Origin of the sequence: Microvirga sp. ACRRW, from assembly GCF_022346925.1 — a bacterium.
Taxonomy (GTDB): Bacteria; Pseudomonadota; Alphaproteobacteria; order Rhizobiales; family Beijerinckiaceae; genus Microvirga.
The window spans coordinates 202,448-223,812 of sequence record NZ_JAKRNJ010000005.1; the positions used below are offsets into that span (position 1 = coordinate 202,448).

Genomic DNA, 21,365 nt, shown 5'->3' on the forward strand with positions numbered 1-21,365 from the left:
CTGCCTTTTTTATGTCGAGACGAAACACAGGAGTCATGAGAATCAAATGCCCTTGACCCTAGGGCAGTAGAATTTCCCATCGACTCTCTACCGAGAGGTGTATTATTACATTGCGCAACCCTTAGTAGCGCGACGTTATGTTGACTGCCTTTCCGCCCGATCCTCTCATTCCCGATGTCGAGTCCTTCATTGCTTACTGGCAGGGTCGCGAAGGTGGGCAGGAACGCGCGAATTACCAATTGTTCCTGATACGGCTCTGCCGATTGCTGAACCTGCCGGAGCCGGATGCGGCGGATGCCACTCATGAGCGCAACGATTACGTTTTCGAGCGCGCGGTTCAGAAGCAATGGGACGGCGAGAAAGGCCATGGCTGGATCGATTTCTACAGGCGCGGGTCCTTCGTGCTGGAGGCCAAGCAGAGCCGGCTGAAGGGCGGCACGAAGGAAGTGCCGGGCACAGCCGATCTCTTCGGGAGCGAAGTGCCGGACGACAAGCGCGGCAAGCGCGGAGCGGACCGCGCATGGGACGCGTTGATGAAGAACGCCAAGCGGCAGGCGGAGGATTATGCCCGCGCATTGCCCACCTCCCACGGCTGGCCGCCCTTCATCCTCGTTTGCGATGTGGGCCATTGCATCGAGGTCTTTGCCGACTTCTCGGGCCAGGGAAAGAACTACACGCAATTCCCCGACCGTCAGGGCTTCCGCATTTATCTGGAAGACCTGCGCAAGCCCGAGGTGCGCGAGCGCCTGCAGCGCATCTGGCTCGATCCGCATTCCCTTGATCCCACGCGCATCGCTGCCAAAGCGACACGCGAAATCGCGGAACGGCTCGCCGCCGTTTCCAAGGCGCTGGAAGCCAAGAAATATCCGGCGGAGGACGTCGCTCTCTTCCTCATGCGCAGCCTTTTCACCATGTTCGCGGAGGATGTAGGCCTTCTGCCGGAGGAATCCTTCAAGGGGCTGCTTGAGGAGTGCCGCAAGGAGCCGAAGAAATTCATACCGCTGGTGGAGGATCTCTGGCGCAGCATGAACGAGGGCGTGTTCGCGGCCTCGATCCGCGAGCGCGTGCTGCGGTTCAACGGCAACCTCTTCAAGGACGCACGTGCTTTGCCCTTGGAGAAGGAAGATATCGGCGAACTCGCCGAGGCCGCAGCCAAGAACTGGCGCGAGGTGGAGCCCGCCATTTTCGGCACGCTGCTCGAACAGGCTCTCGACAAGGACGAGCGTAAGCGCCTCGGCGCGCATTACACGCCCCGTGCTTATGTGGAACGTCTCGTGGTCGCCACTGTCATTGAGCCCTTGCGCGAAGACTGGCGGCAGGTGCAATCGGTGGCCGAAGCCAAGCGCGAAGCCGGAAACATGAAAGCTGCTGCCGCCGAGGTGCGCGCTTTTCACGACAAGCTCTGCCAGACCCTCGTGCTCGACCCCGCCTGCGGCACCGGCAACTTCCTCTATGTTTCGCTCGAACTGATGAAGCGGCTGGAAGGCGAAGTGCTGGAGGCTCTTGTCGATCTCGGCGGACAGGAGGTGTTGACGGGGCTTGAAGCGCACACCATCGACCCGCACCAGTTCTTAGGGCTCGAGCTGAACCCGCGCGCTGCGGCGATTGCCGAACTTGTTCTCTGGATTGGCTATCTGCAATGGCACTTCCGCACAAAAGGCGGCGTGCCCTCCGAACCGATCCTGAAAGCCTTCAAGAATATCGAGGTGAAGAACGCCGTTCTCGCGTGGGACGGCTATCCGCACCCCGTCATGCGCGACGGCGTAGAGACCTATCCGAACGCACGCCGCCCTGATTGGCCGGCGGCGGATTTCATCGTGGGCAACCCGCCGTTCATCGGCGGAAAAGACCTTCGCGCCAGGCTCGGCGACGCCCCGACGGAAGCCTTATGGGCGGCTCACCGGCACATCAACGAGAGTGCGGATTTCGTGATGTACTGGTGGGACCGCGCGGCTGAGCTGCTCACCATCAAAGGCACCCGCCTGCGTCGCTTTGGCTTCGTCACAACCAATTCGATCACCCAGGAATTTTCCCGCCGCGTCATCAAGAAACGCATGGAAGCCAGGACGCCGATCTCGCTGCTGATGGCAATTGCGGATCATCCTTGGACGAAAGCGACAAGGGACGCCGCGGCAGTTCGCATCGCCATGACCGTGGCGGCGAAAGGCAAGCATGACGGGGTATTGCGGGAGGTGGTAAAGGAGGAGGCGCTCGATACGGATGCACCGGAGGTGAAATTCGAAGAGCTTCCGGGACAAATAAACACAGATTTGTCGGTGGGGGTGGACGTCACCTCTACTGTATCGTTACGCAGCAATACAGGCATAGCCTCTCGAGGCGTGACTTTATGTGGATCTGGCTTCCTAGTCTCTAAGTTCGCAACCGCCAATTTAGGCTTAGGCTATCGAGAAGGACTCGAAGAATATTTAAGACCATTCCTGAATGGGAGAGATCTCACGCAGAAGTCGAGAGGAGCATTCGTCATTGATCTATTTGGTCTTTCAGCTGATGAAGTTAGAAGGCGATATCCAGAAATATACTCGCACCTCCTCGAACACGTAAAAGGCGAGCGAGATAAGAATTCGCGCGCATCTTATCGGGATCAGTGGTGGATTTTCTGTGAGCCTAGAGCTGATATTCGTCCAGCCCTATTAGGGCTAGATCGCTATATTGCATCCACTCGAACAGCTAAGCATCGCGTTTTTAGCTATGTCGATGGAGGAATAATAGCGGAAAGCGAGGTTATCGTTTTCGCGTTTCAGGATGCATTTTCACTCGGCATCCTATCTTCTCAAATTCATGTAATTTGGTCTTACGCAACAGGTGGGTGGCTCGGCGCCGGAAACGACTCGCGTTACACTAACTCCCGCTGCTTCGACCCCTTCCCCTTCCCACTCTGCGACAACGCCCTGAAAATGCGCATTCGCACCGTGGCGGAAGAGCTGGACGCGTTCCGCAAGACGCGACAGGAGGAGCATCCAAACCTCACGCTGACGCAGATGTACAATGTGTTGGAGAAGCTGAAAGCCGGTGCAACGCTCACACCTGACGATGAGCGCATCAAGGACGAGGGTCTCATCCTTATCCTGAAGGAGCTGCACGAAAAGCTCGATACGCTCGTGTTCGAGGCCTATGGCTGGCCGAAGGATCTTTCAGACGAGGAGATCCTCACCCGTCTCGTGGCGCTGAACGCGGAGCGTGCGGCGGAGGAGAAACGCGGGATCGTGCATTGGCTACGGCCCGATTATCAAATTCCGCGCTTCGCGAAGACGGCGGACAAACAGGCGGTTGCGGAGGAAGGCACGCAGGAACTTGCGCAGCTCGTCGTGCTTGAACGGGAGCAGAAACGCTCCTTCCCCACGAGCGCTATCGAGCAGGCGGCGGAAGTTTTCTCGGCGCTCGCCGCCGCGCGCGGACCGCTGGATGCCGCGATGATTGCCTCCAACTACAAACAGGGCAAGAAGGCCGAGCCCAAGATCGCTGCCATCCTCGTTGCAGCATCCCGTATCGGCGAAGTTGCTACCCTGGACGGCGGCAGAACCTTCGCGTTCAGGCGCGTGGCGTAGGATCCGCTCTCATCCTGTACAGTTCTCATCCTGATGACGGGCAGTTTGAAACGAAAAATGGCCGGGGCGAGCCCGGCCATGATGCGAAAGACAGAGACTGAGGTGCCCTACCCGCGCTTGTCCTTGTCGAACGGGTTCGTGCCCATGCGCAACGACACGCGGATCGGAACGCCGGGGAGCTTGAACGCCTCGCGGATGTTGTTGACGAGGTAGCGCGTGTAGCTCTTCGGCAGCGCGTCGAGCTGGTTGCCGAAAATGGCGAAAGTCGGCGGGCGCGATTTCACCTGAGTCATGTAGCGGATCTTGATGCGGCGGCCCGAGACGGCGGGTGGCGGGTTGGCGTCGATCGCGTCCTGGAGCCACTGATTGAGCTTCGCGGTCGAGATGCGCCGGTTCCAGGTCTCGTAGACCTCATACACCGCCTTCATGAGCGGATCGATGCCGCTGCCCGCAAGACCTGAGAGCGGCACCACGGGCGCGCCCTTCACTTGCGGCAAAAGCCGCGCGGCCTTTTCCTTCAGATCGGCCAGCAGGCCCTTCTGGTCGGCCACGAGATCCCACTTGTTGAGGCCGATCACGAGGGCGCGGCCCTCCTGCTCCACCAGATCGACGATGGAGAGATCCTGCTTCTCGAACGGGATCGTGGCATCGAGCAGCACCACCACGACTTCCGCAAAGCGTACGGCGCGCAAAGCATCGGCCACGGAGAGCTTTTCGAGCTTGTCCTCGACGCGGGCGCGCTTGCGCAGGCCCGCCGTGTCGAAGAGCTTGACGTTCTTTCCGCGCCATTCCCAATCGAGCGAGATGGAATCGCGGGTGATGCCCGCCTCAGGCCCCGTGAGCAGGCGGTCCTCGCCCACCATGCGATTGATCAGCGTGGACTTGCCCGCGTTCGGGCGGCCGACGATGGCGACTTGCAGCGGCTTGTTGGGGTCTTCCTCATCTTCCTCGTCGCCGGGCTCGGGGAAGAAAGGCATCAGAGCCTCGAAGAGATCGGCCATGCCTTCGCCGTGCTCGGCGGAGAGCGGAACCGGATCGCCGAGGCCCAGCGAAAAGGCGTCATAGGCGCCGGCCATGCCGGCCCCGCCCTCTGCCTTGTTGGCGATGAGGATCACGGGCTTGCCGGAGCGGCGAACCATCTCGGCGAAGGGACGGTCGGCGGGGAGAATGCCGGCGCGCGCATCGATCACGAAAAGGATGATGTCGGCGTCCTCGATGGCGGCTTCGGTCTGCGCGCGCATGCGGCCAAGCAACGACTCTTCCGTCGCTTCCTCCAGGCCCGCGGTGTCGATGATGCGGAAGTCCAAGTCGCCGAGACGCGCCTCGCCCTCGCGCCGGTCGCGGGTCACGCCCGGACGGTCGTCCACGAGCGCGAGCTTCTTGCCCACGAGACGGTTGAAGAGAGTCGACTTGCCGACATTCGGCCGCCCGACAATGGTGACGGTAGGCGTCATGTCTTTGGTGCTCCGCCTTTACTGAGTGACTTGAACAGGCCCGCCCGCCACGAGAGCGGTGTAGATGGCAAGCCGCTGCCGCAGGGCGGGAGGCGTTTCACGGTCAGCCGCGATCTGGTCGAACCAGCGTCCGGCATAATCCATGTCGCCTGCCTTAAGGCCGGAAAGGCCGAGGAGTTCCCGAGCCGAGTGGCGCCATGCATTGGCGGGCACAGCCATGGGCTCAAGGGTCTGCCGGATCTTGGCGGGCTCGGCGGTGTCGAGGCGCAGCCATGCGGCGCGAAGTTTGGCGAGATCGCGCCAAAGCGGGGCAACGCCGGAATCGTTCGCGAGAGCGTCGTAGGCCGTAGCGCCCTGCTCTGCATTCTGCTGGCCGCGCTCGGCGGCAAGGCGGAAGCGGGCGAGCAGGCTGTAGCCAGTATCGCCTTCCTTCGCGAGGGTTTCGAGGGCAGCATCCGCCTCCTGGGCCTTGTTGTCGGTCGAGAGCTTCAGGGCGTCCTCGAAGCGCACGGCGGCGGCCTGTGCGCGGGTCTCCTGCGTATGCTCCCAGTAGCGCCAGCCACCGACGCCGACCACGACAAGGGTGATGACGCCGATGATGAGACCGCTATGGCGCTGCCAAACCTTCGCCAGCTGATCGCGGCGGTATTCCTCATCGACTTCGCGAATGAACTCGTCGTTCTGGTTCGTGGCCATCGTCCCTCATGCGGCCCAAGGACCGCCTCCTTCAATAGAAGTGGGTCGCGTAGCATACCCCCCCGCGCAAGGCGAGAGGTTTCACGCACTTGTGGGCAGCACGGGCACCCCGATCAGCAGGGGATGGAGCCAAATCACGAATGCCACGTAGACGGCGGTGCCGATGGCAACGGCCAGAAGGTCGTTGCGCCAGCCTGCCGGGGCGGCAGTGCCGCCATGCTGGGCCGCGACGTCCCGACGCTTGGCACTGATACGGGCCATCACTGCCCAAGCCAGGATCGAGCCGAAGAGCAGGATGGAGCCCAGATCCCCATTGGCGAGAAGATGCGCAAGGGCCCAGATCTTCACGCCCGCCAGCATGGGATGCTTCAGGCGGCGCTTGATATGCCCGGGAAGATAAGCCGCCGCGAAGCAGATGAAGGCGATAAGGACTAGCAGAAGCGCCAGATGCCGCGTCCAGACCGGCGGATCCCATACGGGAATATAGCCGCTCGCCCGATACTCCCCGTAACCGATGGCGATCAATACGATTCCGGCAAGCGACAGGAGAGAATAAATCCCCTTAAACGGCCCCTCGCCGATCCGGTCGATCAGGGCGGAACGGCTCCTGCGCGCCATGCTGAAGGCATGCGTGCCGAGGAACAGGATCAGGCCAAAAACAAGCAGCGTCACAAGAATCTCCTAAGAGAATAGGAAATTATAGTCTTAGCTGGGCGCTTGGCTACGCTGGAAGCCCCATGCGGCAAGTTTCCGATTGTCTGCAATGCCCTGAACTGCCTAAACTTTTAACAAGCCCGTCTCTTGCAGCCCGAAAATTTCCCGGGTACTGACCCCGGCAAACCTCGCTATAGACTATAGGCGGCATGGTGAAACAGGTGGAAACCCTGTAGCTACGCCGTCAATTCAACCATAATGTTCATCAAAGGGGGAGGCATAAGGTGACCGCGCTCATCAAGCTTTCTCGTGTCATCGACGCGATCAACGAACGCATCGGCAAGGTCGCGGCATGGGCCATCGTGGTGGCCATCCTCGTCTCCGCCATCAACGCCATCATCCGCCGCGTCTTCGGTGTTTCCTCCAATGCCTGGCTTGAGTTGCAATGGTACCTGTTCGGTGCCGTCTTCATGCTCTGCGCTGCCTGGACGCTGAAGGCGAACGAGCATATCCGCATCGATATCGTGTCCAGCAGGCTCTCGAAGCGGGGCCGCGACAGCATCGACGTGTTCGGGCACATCTTCTTCCTGATGCCCTTCGTGATGCTGATGCTCTGGCTGTGCATCCCCTACTTCACGAAGTCCTTCGAGTCCGGCGAGGTTTCATCCAATGCCGGCGGCCTGCTGATCTGGCCTGCCAAGGGTCTCATCCTTCTGGGCTTTATCTCCATGACATTCCAATGGCTCAGCGAGCTGATCAAGCGCGTAGCCATTATGAACGGCCAGTTGGCAGATGAAGAAGCCGCCGGACACAGCGCTGAAGCGGAAGCAGAGCGCCTCATTCACGAAATCGGCACCGTCAACACCCCTGGCGCGGGCGGCACGCCCCCCGGCGACGGCATTAGCTGATCGTCTCGGCGTCCGTTACAAGTTTTCCGGAGTTCTCATCGATGGCTGCATTGATTGCCCAGAACCTCGCGCCGATCATGTTCGCGGCGCTGGTGGTCTTCCTTCTCCTAGGCTACCCGGTCGCTTTCGCCCTGGCGGCGAACGGCCTCCTCTTCTTCTTCATCGCCGTGGAGCTGGCGCCGCTTGCTCCAGACACCATCACCCTCTCCTGGCCTCTGCTGCAGGCCCTGCCAGACCGTATCTTCGGCACCATGTCGAACGAGGTGCTTCTGGCGATCCCGTTCTTCACCTTCATGGGACTGGTGCTCGAGCGCTCGGGCATGGCGGAAGATCTGCTCGACACCATCGGCCAGCTCTTCGGCCCCGTGCGCGGCGGTCTTGCCTACGCTGTGATCTTCGTGGGCGCCCTGCTCGCCGCCACCACCGGCGTCGTCGCAGCCTCCGTGATCTCCATGGGCCTGATCTCGCTGCCGATCATGCTGCGCTACGGCTATGACCGCCGCCTCGCCTCCGGCGTGATCGCGGCCTCCGGTACCCTCGCCCAGATCATCCCGCCCTCCCTCGTTCTCATCGTCATGGCCGACCAGCTCGGCCGCTCGGTGGGCGACATGTACGAAGGCGCGTTCCTGCCCGGCCTGATCCTAACCGGCCTCTACGCCGGCTACATCATGCTGATGTCGATCTTCTTCCCGAAGTCGGCCCCGGGCCTTCCGCCGGAAGCCATCGGCTACCGCGAGCCCAGCGGTGCGCGTGGCGTCTGGCAACTTGGCATCCTGGTCGTGTTCTCGGGCTTAGTCGGCTACTACGTGCTGTCGCAGACCAATACCAAGGCCGGTGCCGATTTCGTCATCCTGACGATCTGCGTCGCCACGGTCGTGGCGCTGATTTGCGCCCTCATGAACAAGATGCTCGGCGCAAAGCGCATCGCGATCTCGGCGGTTCTCGTCGCCCTGTTCGTGGGTGCCTATTACGTACTCCATACCCAGAACCATGAGGGTCTCGCGCTCGCCATGGAGATGGTGCTCGCAGGTGCAATCTACGCTTTGATCGTCGGCCTCGTGGAGCGTTTCACGGGCCTTCGCCTCATGTCGAACATGGCGCAGCAGGTCACCTTCGTGATGGTGCCCCCGCTTCTGCTCATCTTCCTCGTGCTTGGCACTATCTTCATCGGTCTGGCCACCCCGACCGAAGGCGGCGCCATGGGCGCGCTCGGTTCGGTGATCCTCGCGGCCATCAAGCGTAAGCTCGACAACAACCCTGCGCGCTTCAACTGGAACCTGGTCCGCCAAGCCACGGAAGCGACCGCGAAGCTCTCGGCCTTCGTGCTGTTCATCCTGATCGGCGCCCGCGTGTTTTCGCTCACCTTCTACGGCGTGAACGGCCACATCTGGGTCGAGCATCTGCTCACCTCGCTGCCCGGTGGACAGACCGGCTTCCTGGTCTTCGTGAACGTGCTGGTGTTCTTCCTGGCCTTCTTCCTCGATTACTTCGAGCTGGCCTTCATCATCATCCCGCTCCTCGGGCCCGCCGCCGACAAGCTCGGCATCGACCTGATCTGGTTCGGCGTGATCCTGGCCGTGAACATGCAGACCTCGTTCATGCACCCGCCCTTCGGCTTCGCCCTGTTCTTCCTGCGCTCGGTGGCTCCCAAGGTGCCGTATATCGACCGCGTGACGGGCAAGAAGATGGACCCGGTCACCACCGGCCAGATCTACTGGGGCGCCGTTCCCTTCGTGGTCATCCAGCTCATCATGGTCGGCATCGTGATCCTGTTCCCGAACATCGTGATGCACTACAAGGCGGCCGGCCCAGCCGTGGACCCGGCGGCGGTGCAGAAGAAGCTCGACGAGCTTCTGGTCCCCGGCCTCGGCGGCCCTGGCAGCGAGCCGGGCGGACTCCCCGGCCTGAACTTCGACGAACCGCCGAAGATTCAGTAAGGCGAGCAAAAGCGACACGATGAAGGCGAGCCTCACGGCTCGCCTTTTCATTTGGCTCTTGAAACTGAGTAGGAATGATTGCTTCGGGACCTGCTGCGCTTTAATCGTAATTTTGTAACACAGGATTATCTGATGATTCAGCGCTTCAAAACCCGATGGAACAATGCTTCCCGCAAAGAGCGGATTGCCCTTGTCGGCGCACCGATCTTCGTTGCGGTTGTGACCCTTATTCACGCAGAATTCACGGAGCAAAATCAGCCCCTGAACAGGGAGGCATTCGTGAAGGGATGCCTCAGCTCGACCTCCGGTCTCTCGGAGAAGGCTGTCAAAAGCTATTGCGAATGCACCGCGGATGGCATGACACCCGACATGTGGGCGTCAGCCCGAAAAGGAACGCCACAGCTCACACCCGAAATCTCGCAACTGGCTCAAACCTGCAGCCGCAAGCTAGTTGACGCTGGTAATTAATGAGGAGCCGCACAAGTCTCGTTCCAAGAGATTTGTGCGGTTTTACTTCACGCGCCGGTAGACGGATGTGAACGACACGTTCAACCCGCCGCACATCCTGTTGTCCTTGACCAGAAGATACGGCCCGAGGCGTTGCATTTGCACCTTGCAATCCACCTCGTCCGCTTGGTCGTAGGGAAGCGTGCCGTTCTCGCCCATGCCGAACGAGAGCACGGCGCCTTCAGGCTTCATCTCGCCTTCCAACGATCCGACATGAACGGCGCCGCGCTTGACCCGCTCGGGATCGCCTGCACCCCAGCTCGCATCGCCCTTGATAGACAGAACACCGGCCTTATCGATCTGTTCGATGACGATGCTCTGCTCCGAACCGCTCTGCCAGCGCCCGATCCAGTCCTTCGTGTTGACGGGCGGCAGATCCGGCACGACGGAGATAGCGGAACGCGGCAGCCAACTATCAATGACGCGCCCCTGCTTGGTGGCGTAACTCGCGCAGATGAAGTCACCCTTCGTGCCGATGATGACGACTTCGTCTCCCGGAACGAGATAAGCCTTTTCCTGACAGGCCGCGCTCATGTTCGGACACGCCGCGTCGGCTTTCAGAATTGGATTTTTCAGAAAATGGACACGTGCTGAGAGGTTGTTGACCCGGCCGAGAGCGATGGGTCCGTTGACGGTGCGGCCCGGATCTTCGTAGCCGTAGGACAGACACAAGGTTCCTTCCGCGAAGGATGAGCTTGTCCAAAGCGCCCCCAGGGCAACAAGAACGACAGCTTTTCCCTTGTGAGCTCGAACCATGATTTTCTCCGCTACGTATAAGCGGAGGATAGCCGATTAGCGAAACACCGTCTCGTACTGCTCAGGCTTGAAGCCGACGACGAGACGACCGCCCAAGTCGAGCACAGGACGCTTGATCATCGAAGGCTGGTCGAGCATGAGCGCCAGCGCCTTGCGCTCATCGATACCAGCCTTGTCCGCATCCGGCAGCTTGCGGAACGTAGTTCCGGCACGGTTGAGCAACGTCTCCCAGCCCACATTTCGCACCCAGCCTTCGAGCCGCGCACGGTCGATACCCGCGACCTTGTAGTCATGAAAGGCGTAAGGCACGCCCTTGGCATCGAGCCAGGTGCGTGCCTTCTTCATCGTGTCGCAATTCTTGATGCCGTAGAGCGTCGCGGCCATCGCTTATTCCCACTCAATCGTCCCAGGCGGCTTCGAGGTGATGTCGTAGGTGACGCGGTTGATGCCCTTGACCTCGTTGATGATGCGGGTCGCGACGCGGCCGAGGAAGCCCATGTCGAAGGGATAGAAATCCGCCGTCATGCCGTCGACCGAGGTCACGGCGCGCAATGCGCACACATGGTCGTAGGTGCGCCCATCGCCCATCACGCCAACGGTCTTCACCGGCAGCAGCACGGCAAAGGCCTGCCAAATTTCATCGTAGAGGCCGGCGTTGCGGATCTCTTCGAGATAGACCGCATCGGCCTTGCGCAGGATGTCGAGCTTCTCGCGGGTGATCGTGCCGGGAACGCGGATGGCGAGACCCGGACCGGGGAACGGGTGACGGCCAACGAAGGCATCCGGCAGACCGAGCTCGCGACCGAGCACGCGCACCTCGTCCTTGAACAGCTCGCGCAGCGGCTCCACGAGCTTCATCTTCATGCGCTCGGGTAGACCGCCCACATTGTGGTGGCTCTTGATGGTGACGGAAGGACCGCCGGTGAAGGACACGCTCTCGATCACGTCGGGATAGAGCGTTCCTTGCGCCAGGAAGTCCGCGCCGCCGATCTTCTTCGCTTCCTCATCGAACACGTCGATGAAGAGCTTGCCGATGGTCTTGCGCTTCACTTCCGGATCGGACACGCCTTCCAGCGCGCCGATGAAAAGATCCTGCGCCTGCACGTGCACGAGCGGGATATTGTAGTGGTCGCGGAACAAGCTCACCACCTGCTCGGCCTCGGATGCGCGCAGCAGGCCGTGATCCACGAACACGCAGGTGAGCTGATCGCCGATGGCCTCATGAATGAGAACCGCGGCCACGGCAGAGTCGACGCCGCCCGAAAGGCCGCAGATCACCTTGCCCTTGCCGACCTGGGCGCGGATGCGCTCGATGGCTTCCTCGCGGAAGGCCTTCATGGTCCAGTCGCCCTTACAGCCCGCGATGTCGCGCACGAAGTTGCGGATCAGCTGCGCGCCTTGCGGGGTGTGCACCACCTCCGGGTGGAACTGCACGCCGTAGAACTTGTGCTTCTCGTTCGCCACGACCGCGAAAGGCGCATTCTCGGACGCCGCCAGGACCTCGAAGCCCTCGGGGAGCTTGGTGACGCGGTCGCCATGGCTCATCCACACGGGATATTTCTTGCCCACCTGCCACACGCCCTGGAAGAGCGGGCTCTCGGAGAAAACCTCGATCTCGGCGCGGCCGAATTCCGAATGGTGCCCGCCCTCGACCTGACCGCCGAGCTGGGCCGCCATGGTCTGCTGGCCGTAGCAGATGCCGAAGACCGGAAGGCCCGTCTCAAACAGCTCCTGAGGCGCGCGGGGCGAAGCATCGGTCGTGACCGATTCAGGACCGCCGGAGAGGATCACGCCCTTGGGCTTCATGGTGCGGATGGCTTCGGCCGCCTTCTGGAAAGGCACAACCTCCGAGTAGACTCCATCCTCACGCACGCGGCGGGCGATGAGCTGGGTTACCTGGGAGCCGAAATCGACGATGAGAATCTTGTCGTGGGTCTGGGTCATGATCTATCGCTGAGCCTGAGCGCGGGGGATGCCCCGTGCTTTACCCTCATATCTGTTGGCCTGTCATGCCTTTTGAGGCCCCAAGGTGCGAGCCTTCGCGTTTTTAACGCCTTTCTTCGCCTTTGGGCTTCCGTTGGCTCGGCGCGGCGGGGCTTTATCCCCGCACCATGACAGCCACGTAGAAGCCGTCCGTGCCGGTCTTGAGCGGGGTCATCTGAAGCCCGTAGGTGGTAGGCCGGATGGCCTTATCCAGATGGCCAAAGCCTGCCGAGGACAGCACCTCTGTCACCGGGAGCGGCTTGAAGCCGGCATTCCGCTCCATGAACTGCCTTAGAGCCTCGTCATTCTCCTCCGGCAGGACCGAACAGGTGATGTAGACGATCCGTCCGCCGGGCTTCACGAGCGCCGCCGCGCGATCGAGTACGGTCGCCTGCTCCTTCACGCGCACATCGAGGCTGCCGGGCCGAAGGCGCCATTTCGCATCCGGGTTACGTCGCCACGTGCCGACGCCGGTGCAGGGTGCGTCCACCAGCACGCAATCGATCTTCCCGTTCAGGTCGGTGACCGCGTCCGCTCCACCTCGAGGCGTGCGGACCTGGACGTTGCGAACGCCCGCGCGGGTCAGGCGGTCGTGGATGGGGGCCAGGCGGCGGGCATCGCCATCGGTGGCATAGAGCTGCCCGTGGTTCTCCATCATGGCGGCGAGAGCCAGCGTCTTGCCGCCGCCCCCTGCGCACAGATCGACCACCTGATCGCCGGGCTTCACGGCGGAGAGCAGAGCAGCCAGCTGCGAGCCCTCGTCCTGGATCTCGATCCAGCCCTTGATGAACTCAGGCTCGGATTGCACGGCGGGACCGCGCCCATCCTCGCTCGGGGCGATGCGCAGGCCCAAAGGAGACAGCGGCGTCTCGACCGCACCGAGATGCGGAAGAGCATCGTGCGCCTCCTCGCGGGATGCGACCTTCAGGGTATTCGCGCGAAGATCCAGTGGAGCGCGGGCGGTGAGCGCCTGCATCTCGGATACGAGATCGCCACCGAAAAGGCGCTGAAGCGAAGGCTCGATCCATTCGGGGAAGTCACCTGCCACATAGGCGGGAGCCCCTTCCAGGCTGCCGTTTTCAAGCTTCTCGCGCTCGGATGCGGACAGCGGCTCCGGCGCGAACCGCTCGCCCGAGCAAAGGCCTGCAATGGCGTCAGGCGTCATGCCCCGCTGCAGCTTCAGCATAGCGAGCACTAAGGCGCGCGGCGTGTTCTCACCCATGATCCAGGCTGCGGAGGCTTTGCGGCGCAAGGTGTCGTAGACGAGGCTCGCAATCGCGGCCCTGTCCTTGGAACCTGCGAAACGGTGCGAAAGCCCCCAATCCTTGAGCGCGTCCGTAGCCGGACGGCGGCGGGCTTCGATGTCACCGAGGACTTCGATGGCGGCGGAGATGCGGGCTGCTGGTGTCATCGAAAAAGCACACTTAACCTTGGCCGCAGAAGCGACACATTGTTTCCTATTTTCCGACGCGTTCAAAAGTGGATTCAAGAGGGCGTGCGCTCAGCACGATTCTCTCTTGGAGCCTTAAGAACAATGTCGATCCTCTCCCGCCTCGTGGCCCTCGGCCTCACCCTCGCCATCGCTGCATGCGCCACAGCTCCGGCTGCCGACCTCACCCCGCCCCCGCGCAAGATGACGGACGCCAAGACCCAGCTCGAAAGCGGCAAGCGCTACTGATAAACACAAATACGGGCAGAGCGACACCACCCTGCCCGTATTTTCGTTGCGATAATCCCGTCAGGGCTTGCCGGGCGCGATGTTCGCCGGCACCGCATCGACCGGAATATCGAGACCCTGCTTGAGGTTCGTGAAGCTATATTCCCGGATCCGTTTGTTCACGGGATCGCTGACGAAGGCATTATCGCCGATGACAGCCAGCGAAGGCGTTGGCGTCCGCGCACCGTAGGCGCAATCGAACGCAGGCACCGCATCGAAGGACGCGACTTCCTTCCAAGCCGGTGCAATCTCAAAGACCCGCAGCTTGCCGTCGGCGGTGAGGCTCGCCACGTGCCTGCCGCTTTGCGACAGCTCGAATTTGCAGACCGCCTGTCCGCCCGGCAGCGGAAGCACATCTGCAGAGGTGAGTGCATTCTTCTTCGGATCGATCCTCACCAGCGCGTCGTAAGGCGACTTGGAACCGTAATTGCCCACCATGAAGGAGCCTTCGTCCCGCCCCTTGATGGTGCTGGTGCGGCGCTCATCCGCATAAGCAATCCTGCGGGCCTGCCACGCGTTCTTACCCTGCTTGACTAAGGCCAGCATGCCGCCGGATTTCGGATCGTCCTTCACGCCTTCCGCGCAGCCGAACACGTGAACGCCGTTCGACGATCCATGCCCGTGATAGGCCTTGCACGAGCGCGCGGCATCGGAGAGATCGTTGAACGAGGCCGTCACCTTCCAGCTTTTGCCGTCGAGAATCTCGAAGCCGTTGGAACGGGAACTCGCTGATTGATCACCCTTGGCGTAGGCCTCGTTCGGTGTCGAGACGAGAAAGCGGTCGCCACCGAGCGGAACGGCAATGCCGTGCTGCGGTGCCGGGCTCTTCCAGGTCTTCGTCACCGGCTTTGCCTTGCTGAGGCTGTCCAGTTTGATGAACACGGCCTTCGGATCGCTCGCGCGCTCCCAAGGCTTCACGCCATCGAAGGCAACAGCGACCCAGCCGTTTTCAGACACGACATGCGATGGCTTGTCGCCTGACAGGGTAAAGTCGAGCATCCGCACCTTGCCCTTGTCGATATCCATGTGGTCGTCATGGGATTCGAAGCTCAGGCCCGTATCGAGAAACTTGACGATTCCAGGCTCACCCGTCGTGATCACCACGTAGCGCCCATTCTCCGTGGCGGAGAAGGACGGATTGGCACGCGGCACGTCGAAGCTGTCCGTCACCTCTCCGCTATCCAGATCGAGCACATACACCTTGGGCTGTGCGTGATCGGCAAAGACGAGCCGCCCGCGCGAAGTTTGGTGATCGTGCGCCAGTACCGGTGACGACAAAGCGGCGATAGCTGCGCCGCAGGCGAGCGAATGCTTGAGGAACTGCATGCTTATGCATCCTTTTCAGGTCTGATGTTTGAAGATGTTCGGGCCGGAGGTCGGCTTATCCGATTCGAGCCCGATGGGGTCGCATCAAGCGCGCTGAGCGCTTCTCGATGGATCAGGCGGCTCCGTAGCCGAGCGCGCTCCGGTCGTGCCGGATGACAAGATGATGCCGAACAACATGGAGGCGCTCCGCTGGGGCGTACAATGTACGGAGACGCGTAGCGTATAGTATACTATACGTCAACTGGCCGGGAACGAATTCCCCTGCCCGGGCCGGGCATGGGGAAAACTATCCGGATTTGCTTAAATGCCAGCCTCCGCGCCGGCGACGCGGATGGCGAAGATGATCCACATGGCGATGAGGATCAGCACTCCGACCAAGAAGGCTTGGAAGCGCCAAACCATCCGGTTGGATGTCGTGTGGATGGCCGCATGGACCAAGCGGCTTGCCACGAACATCCATGACATCACCACGAAGAGCATGTCGGCCTTGCGGGTGATGAGCGCCAGAACCACCAGCACATAGAACAGTACCGGCACCTCGAACTGGCTGTGATACGAGTTCTGGATCTGCAGCAGGCGCTTGGGCCAATTGCGCTCGCCCAGAGCGATGTCGCCCATCTTCACCTCCCCGGCTTTCAGGGCCAGGACGCGGGAGCGCCCCAGCCAGACAAGCAGAACGAAGGTCAGCCCGACCAAGACATAGATGGGCAGGAGAACGGCGGTGATGCTCATGGGCAAGAACTCGTGTGAACCTTAGCTACGGGTCGGGTAGTTAGGGCTCTCACGGGTGATCGTCACGTCATGAACGTGACTTTCGCGCAGGCCCGCGCTGGTGATGCGGATGAACTGGGCCTTTTCGCGGAATTCCGGCAGGGTCGCCGCGCCCACATAGCCCATGGAGGCGCGAAGGCCGCCGGTAAGCTGGTGGAGGACACCCGAGACCGGGCCCTTATAGGCCACCTGCCCCTCGATGCCTTCCGGCACGAGCTTGAGAGTGTCGCGCACTTCCGCCTGGAAATAGCGGTCAGCAGAGCCGCGGGCCATGGCGCCCACCGAGCCCATGCCGCGATAGGCTTTGTAGGAACGGCCCTGGTAAAGGAACACCTCGCCGGGGGTCTCGTCCGTGCCCGCAAGCAACGAGCCGACCATGGCGCAGTTCGCGCCCGCAGCCAAAGCCTTCGCCAGATCGCCCGAGAACTTGATGCCGCCATCCGCAATCACCGGCACACCGGCCTTGGACGCGGACTCGACAGCTTCCATGATGGCGGTGAGCTGGGGCACGCCGACACCCGCCACGATACGCGTTGTACAGATCGAGCCAGGGCCGATGCCGACCTTGATCGCGTCTGCACCCGCATCGATGAGCGCCTGGGCGCCTTCGCGGGTCGCCACGTTGCCGGCGATCACCTGGACGGCGTTCGAGAGCTTCTTCACGCGGGTGACGCTCTCCAGAACCTTCACGGAATGGCCGTGAGCGGTATCGACCACGACCACGTCGCAGCCCGCATCGATGAGGCGCTCGGCGCGCTCGAAGCCCTGCTCGCCCGTGGTGGTGGCGGCGGCGACGAGAAGGCGCCCTTGCGCATCCTTGGCCGCATTCGGATAGGCCACCTGCTTCTCGATGTCCTTCACGGTGATGAGGCCGATGCAGCGGTAATGGTCGTCAACCACCAAAAGCTTCTCGATGCGGAATTGGTGCAGGAGACGGCGGGCCTCATCCTGTGTGACGCCCTCGCGGACGGTGATGAGCCGGTCCTTGGTCATCAGCTCGGAGACCGGCTGGCCAGGGTTGCTGGCGAAGCGCACATCACGGTTGGTCAGGATGCCGACGAGCTTGCCCTTGGTGCTGTTGGGACCGCGCTCAACCACTGGAATGCCGGAAATGCCGTGATGCTTCATGGTGGCCAGCGCATCGGCCAGCGTCTCGTCCGGATAGCTGGTGATGGGGTTCATCACCATGCCGGATTCATACCGCTTCACGAGGCGCACCTGCTCGGCCTGAGCTTCCGGCTCGAGGTTGCGGTGGATCACGCCGAGGCCGCCATTCTGGGCCATGGCGATGGCCATGCGCGCTTCCGTCACCGTATCCATGGCGGAGGCGATGATCGGCATGTTGAGATGAATGGTGCGGGTCAGCTGGGTCGCGACGTTCACGTCGCCGGGCATGACTTCCGAGCGGCCGGGCCTGAGTAACACGTCATCGAAGGTCAGTCCTTCGATGATCTTATCCGTAACGATTGAGGCCATGACCAACTCCTTCAGGTGCGCGCGGCGGCTAGCGGTTTCGCTCTATCGAGTTGGCACGGGTCCGTAGCACGGTGTTTTGCTTTCGCAAAGGGCTAAGGCGACCTTGGCCCGAAGACCTGTCGTGCACGAAAAGGCCTATGCAACGCGGTTGCGGAAGGGTAAGTGCCAGAGGTCATGCGCAAAGTCCGCCTCCTCCCCCTGATCATCGCCACCGCGCTTTTCATGGAAAACATGGACTCGACGGTCATTTCGACCTCACTGCCCATGATCGCGCAGGACCTGGGCACCGACCCCATCGCGCTCAAGCTGGCGCTGACATCCTATCTCATCAGCCTCGCCATCTTTATCCCGATTTCCGGATGGGTGGCGGACAAGTATGGCTCGCGCACCATCTTCACCATCGCCATCGGTGTGTTCATGGCGGGTTCGCTCGCAAGCGCGGCGGCGAACTCGCTGGAGGGCTTCGTCATCGCCCGCTTCGTCCAGGGCATGGGCGGAGCCATGATGGTGCCGGTGGGGCGCCTCGTTCTGCTGCGCAGCGTTCCCCGCAACGAAGTGGTGCAGGCATTGGCCACGCTCACCATCCCTGCCCTCATCGGCCCCGTGGTCGGCCCGCCGCTGGGCGGCTTCATCACCACCTATTTCCACTGGCGCTGGATCTTCTTCATCAACATCCCCATCGGTATCCTCGGCATCGTGCTCGCCACGATCTACATCCCGAACATCCGGGAAGAGGACACGCCGCCTCTCGACCTGGCCGGTTTCCTGCTCTCCGGAATTGGGCTGGCCCTCCTCATGCTGGGCCTGGCCTCCGGTGGCCGCCATCTCGTCCCGGAGGAAGTCTCCCTGGCCTGCGTCATCATCGGCACGATCTGCGTCGTGGCCTATATCTGGCACGCCAAGCGCACGCCTCACCCGGTGCTGCAGCTCAAACTTTTGAAGGTGCCGACCTTCCGCATCAGCGTTCTCGGCGGCTCGCTGTTCCGGGTCGGCGTCGGCGCGATTCCGTTTCTCCTGCCGCTGATGCTGCAGATCGGTTTCGGCCTCAGCCCGGTAGCCTCCGGTTCGCTCACTTTCGTCGCGGCGGTGGGCGCGCTGTTCATGAAGACCATGGCCAAGCGCATCCTGGAGCGGTTCGGCTTCCGCCGGGTGCTGGTGGTCAATGCCTTCATCGGCGCGGCTTTCGTAGCCTTCAACGGGTTCTTCACGCCTTCGACGCCCCATTGGCTGATCATGGCCATCCTGCTGGTCGGCGGCTGCTTCCGCTCGCTGCAGTTCACGAGCCTCAACGCCATCGGTTATGCGGAAATCTCGAAGCGCGACATGAGCTATGCCACAAGCCTGTCGAGCGCGGCGCAACAAGTGGCGCTCAGCATGGGCGTGGCCTTCGGTGCCTATGTGGTGGAAGCAGCCGCCCACTGGAACGGCAGAACCGCCCTGACCGCAGAGGATTTCGGCCCTGCCTTCTGGGCCGTGGCTGCCGTATCGGCCCTCGCGGGCTTCGTCTTCGCGAAGCTCGAACCGTCAGCGGGCGCGGAAATGTCCGGTCACCGTGCCGTGGAGAGAAAGCCGCCCGCAACGGGCCTTGGCGACGGCACTACAAATCTCAGTGAAGAGGTAGAACGTCGATAGGATTGCATTACCATGCGCCTTCAGGACCAGGAGGCCTCCATGGATCAGAAAATCATCGACCTCTATGACGACTTCACCCATGGCGGCATGAGTCGCCGCAATTTCCTCGACAAGCTGGCGGCGCTCGCTGGCAGTTCGGCCGCCGCAACGGCCCTGCTCCCGATCCTGCAGAACAACTATGCCATGGCGCAGACGGTCCAGGAGAGCGACCCGCGCATCACGACGGAAATGGTCGACATTCCCGGCGCACAGGGCCTCAAGGGCTATCTGGTGAAGCCCAAGGACGCGTCCGGCAAATTGCCGACCGTGATCGTCATTCACGAGAACCGGGGCCTCAATCCGCATATCAAGGACGTCACCCGACGCATGGCGACGGAGGGCTTCATCGCGCTAGGCCTCGACTACCTCTCCCCCATGGGCGGCACGCCTGCGGACGAGGAGAAAGGCCGTGAGATGATCGGCCAGTTGAAGCAGCCGGACGTGATTGCCTATGGCAAAGCGGCGGTGGCTTATCTGAAAGGACGCCCCGACAGCAACGGCAAGGTCGGCGCCATCGGCTTCTGCTGGGGCGGTGGTGCTGTGAACAATCTCGCCGTCAACGAGCCGAACCTGAATGCAGGCGTCGCCTATTACGGCGGACAGCCGAAGGCCGAGGACGTGCCGAAGATCAACGCAGCCATGATGCTGCACTATGGCGGACTCGACGAGCGCATCAATGCAGGCATCCCGGCTTATGAGGCCGCGCTGAAGCAGGCTGGAAAGACCTACGAGATATACGTCTATGAAGGCGCCAATCACGCTTTCAACAACGACACCAATGCTGCGCGCTACGACAAGGCAACTGCCGATCTCGCCTGGGGCCGGACTGTGGGTTTCCTGAAGAAAAACTTGGCGTAAAGCCGCCTCCCAACAAACGTCATCCCGGGGCCGCGGAGCGGAACCCGGGATCGCATGACGAGACTAGCGCCTATTCTGAAACCGATCCCGGATCGGCTACGCCGTCCGGGATGACGCCGCTGGTCCTGCCTCATCCTCGAACGCCTCCACCTGCACACGCTTGCCGATCATGAAGGCATCGGCCACGAGGCGGAACGGCGCATCGTCGACTTCGGAACGGCCGAGGGTGAGAAGGGCGTCGAAGCGCCGATAGATGCCCTGGTACTCGGCGGGCTCCTCCTTCACCACGAGACGACCGTCGATTTCGAGGCAGCAGCCGCCGTTGGAGAGCTTGAGGGTAAATCCCGCGTCCGTCTCGACCTCGATGTCCCAGCTCTGCGGACCGGTCTGCCGCCAATCGAACACGGCCTGGAGATTGCCGTCTGTATGCCCGGTCTGGAATTCGAGATTGGCCGCAATCGGCGCATCCCTGTTGGATGGGAACTCCAAGGTGGACGACTTGATGAAGACCGGCTCCGGCATGATCCGGGTGACGATGGAGAGCGCGTTGATGCCCGGATCGAACACGCCGAAGCCACCAGCAGCCCAAATCCATTGCTGCCCGGGGTGCCAATGGCGCACGTCCTCTTTCCAGGTCACCTGAAGGCGCTTGATGGACCAGCCGGCGAGCGCCTTCTTCGCTTCGTCGACGCCCTTGTTGTATTGAGCATGCCAGGTGGTGAAGACGGTCTTTCCCACCTTCTCACCAAGCAGCCGCAAATCCTCCAGCTCGCTCAAGGTCGCGGCAGGCGGCTTCTCCAGAAGCACGCTCTTTCCGGCAAGCAATGCCTCGCGGGCGATCTGATGGCGCACCTGCGGCGGGGTGCAGATGGCGACCGCCTCCACATCCTTGAGCTTCAGGAGCTCGCGATAATCCTGAAACGCATACTTGGCGTCCTCATGGGTCAGGCCGCGCGTGCTCGACACGGCCAGAAGCTCGAAATCCGGATTGGCCTTGATCGAAGGCAGGTGTTGATCCTGCGCGATCTTGCCGAGGCCGATGATGCCGATCTTGTGCGGTGTCATATGCGTGGTCCTTCCATCCA

General features: G+C 61.8%; 18 protein-coding genes. 7 read left to right on the forward strand and 11 right to left on the reverse strand.

Annotated elements, in window-relative coordinates:
• Positions 1-137 precede the first annotated feature (137 nt).
• Positions 138-3,566: a DNA methyltransferase gene (locus MHY87_RS13800; protein WP_239352531.1), complete on the forward strand. Its 3,429-nt coding sequence runs from the start codon at positions 138-140 to the stop codon at positions 3,564-3,566.
• Between the two features lie 107 nt (positions 3,567-3,673).
• Here MHY87_RS13800 and der read toward each other — a convergent pair whose 3' ends face one another.
• The 3 genes from der to MHY87_RS13815 all read right to left on the reverse strand — a co-directional run bounded on the left by der (position 3,674) and on the right by MHY87_RS13815 (position 6,388).
• On the reverse strand, positions 3,674-5,020 hold the full coding sequence (gene der / locus MHY87_RS13805) for a ribosome biogenesis GTPase Der (RefSeq protein ID WP_239352532.1): 1,347 nt from the start codon (positions 5,018-5,020) through the stop codon (positions 3,674-3,676).
• An 18-nt stretch (positions 5,021-5,038) separates the two neighbouring features.
• The gene (locus MHY87_RS13810) at positions 5,039-5,716 is read right to left on the reverse strand and encodes a tetratricopeptide repeat protein (protein WP_239352534.1); all 678 of its coding nucleotides are present in this window, start codon (positions 5,714-5,716) and stop codon (positions 5,039-5,041) included.
• A gap of 81 nt (positions 5,717-5,797) precedes the next feature.
• Positions 5,798-6,388 carry an NnrU family protein gene (locus MHY87_RS13815; protein ID WP_239352535.1) on the reverse strand — a complete coding sequence of 197 codons (591 nt, stop codon included), beginning with the start codon at positions 6,386-6,388 and terminating at the stop codon, positions 5,798-5,800.
• A gap of 266 nt (positions 6,389-6,654) precedes the next feature.
• On the opposite strand from MHY87_RS13815, the gene MHY87_RS13820 reads away from it, so the two are divergent.
• From MHY87_RS13820 to MHY87_RS13830, 3 genes are all read left to right on the forward strand, one after another.
• Entirely contained in the window at positions 6,655-7,278 is a 624-nt protein-coding gene (locus MHY87_RS13820) for a TRAP transporter small permease subunit (protein WP_239352537.1), read from the forward strand.
• Positions 7,279-7,319: 41 nt separating this feature from the next.
• Positions 7,320-9,215 carry a TRAP transporter large permease subunit gene (locus MHY87_RS13825; protein WP_239352541.1) on the forward strand — a complete coding sequence of 632 codons (1,896 nt, stop codon included), beginning with the start codon at positions 7,320-7,322 and terminating at the stop codon, positions 9,213-9,215.
• A gap of 132 nt (positions 9,216-9,347) precedes the next feature.
• Complete coding sequence (locus MHY87_RS13830; RefSeq protein WP_239352544.1) at positions 9,348-9,683, forward strand: hypothetical protein; 336 nt, start codon at positions 9,348-9,350, stop codon at positions 9,681-9,683.
• Positions 9,684-9,725: 42 nt separating this feature from the next.
• Here MHY87_RS13830 and MHY87_RS13835 read toward each other — a convergent pair whose 3' ends face one another.
• The 4 genes from MHY87_RS13835 to MHY87_RS13850 all read right to left on the reverse strand — a co-directional run bounded on the left by MHY87_RS13835 (position 9,726) and on the right by MHY87_RS13850 (position 13,872).
• Positions 9,726-10,478, reverse strand: coding sequence for a hypothetical protein (locus tag MHY87_RS13835; protein ID WP_239352547.1), 753 nt, complete (start codon positions 10,476-10,478; stop codon positions 9,726-9,728).
• A 36-nt stretch (positions 10,479-10,514) separates the two neighbouring features.
• Positions 10,515-10,862 carry an ArsC family reductase gene (locus tag MHY87_RS13840; RefSeq protein WP_239352550.1) on the reverse strand — a complete coding sequence of 116 codons (348 nt, stop codon included), beginning with the start codon at positions 10,860-10,862 and terminating at the stop codon, positions 10,515-10,517.
• Positions 10,863-10,865: 3 nt separating this feature from the next.
• The gene (gene guaA / locus MHY87_RS13845) at positions 10,866-12,422 is read right to left on the reverse strand and encodes a glutamine-hydrolyzing GMP synthase (RefSeq protein WP_239352553.1); all 1,557 of its coding nucleotides are present in this window, start codon (positions 12,420-12,422) and stop codon (positions 10,866-10,868) included.
• Positions 12,423-12,576: 154 nt separating this feature from the next.
• Positions 12,577-13,872 carry an RsmB/NOP family class I SAM-dependent RNA methyltransferase gene (locus MHY87_RS13850; RefSeq protein ID WP_239352556.1) on the reverse strand — a complete coding sequence of 432 codons (1,296 nt, stop codon included), beginning with the start codon at positions 13,870-13,872 and terminating at the stop codon, positions 12,577-12,579.
• Positions 13,873-13,995: 123 nt separating this feature from the next.
• Here MHY87_RS13850 and MHY87_RS13855 point away from each other — a divergent pair, with 123 nt between their 5' ends.
• Complete coding sequence (locus tag MHY87_RS13855; protein WP_239352559.1) at positions 13,996-14,139, forward strand: hypothetical protein; 144 nt, start codon at positions 13,996-13,998, stop codon at positions 14,137-14,139.
• Positions 14,140-14,199: 60 nt separating this feature from the next.
• Here MHY87_RS13855 and MHY87_RS13860 read toward each other — a convergent pair whose 3' ends face one another.
• The 3 genes from MHY87_RS13860 to guaB all read right to left on the reverse strand — a co-directional run bounded on the left by MHY87_RS13860 (position 14,200) and on the right by guaB (position 17,751).
• Positions 14,200-15,504, reverse strand: coding sequence for a hypothetical protein (locus tag MHY87_RS13860; RefSeq protein WP_239352562.1), 1,305 nt, complete (start codon positions 15,502-15,504; stop codon positions 14,200-14,202).
• Positions 15,505-15,804: 300 nt separating this feature from the next.
• On the reverse strand, positions 15,805-16,236 hold the full coding sequence (locus tag MHY87_RS13865) for an MAPEG family protein (protein WP_239352565.1): 432 nt from the start codon (positions 16,234-16,236) through the stop codon (positions 15,805-15,807).
• A 21-nt stretch (positions 16,237-16,257) separates the two neighbouring features.
• Complete coding sequence (gene guaB / locus MHY87_RS13870) at positions 16,258-17,751, reverse strand: IMP dehydrogenase (protein WP_239352568.1); 1,494 nt, start codon at positions 17,749-17,751, stop codon at positions 16,258-16,260.
• A gap of 174 nt (positions 17,752-17,925) precedes the next feature.
• Here guaB and MHY87_RS13875 point away from each other — a divergent pair, with 174 nt between their 5' ends.
• Complete coding sequence (locus tag MHY87_RS13875) at positions 17,926-19,383, forward strand: DHA2 family efflux MFS transporter permease subunit (RefSeq protein WP_239352570.1); 1,458 nt, start codon at positions 17,926-17,928, stop codon at positions 19,381-19,383.
• A 39-nt stretch (positions 19,384-19,422) separates the two neighbouring features.
• Positions 19,423-20,280 carry a dienelactone hydrolase family protein gene (locus MHY87_RS13880; RefSeq protein ID WP_239352572.1) on the forward strand — a complete coding sequence of 286 codons (858 nt, stop codon included), beginning with the start codon at positions 19,423-19,425 and terminating at the stop codon, positions 20,278-20,280.
• Positions 20,281-20,376: 96 nt separating this feature from the next.
• On the opposite strand, the gene MHY87_RS13885 is transcribed toward MHY87_RS13880, so the two are convergent.
• Positions 20,377-21,345 carry a Gfo/Idh/MocA family protein gene (locus MHY87_RS13885; protein WP_239352574.1) on the reverse strand — a complete coding sequence of 323 codons (969 nt, stop codon included), beginning with the start codon at positions 21,343-21,345 and terminating at the stop codon, positions 20,377-20,379.
• Positions 21,346-21,365: the final 20 nt, after the last annotated feature.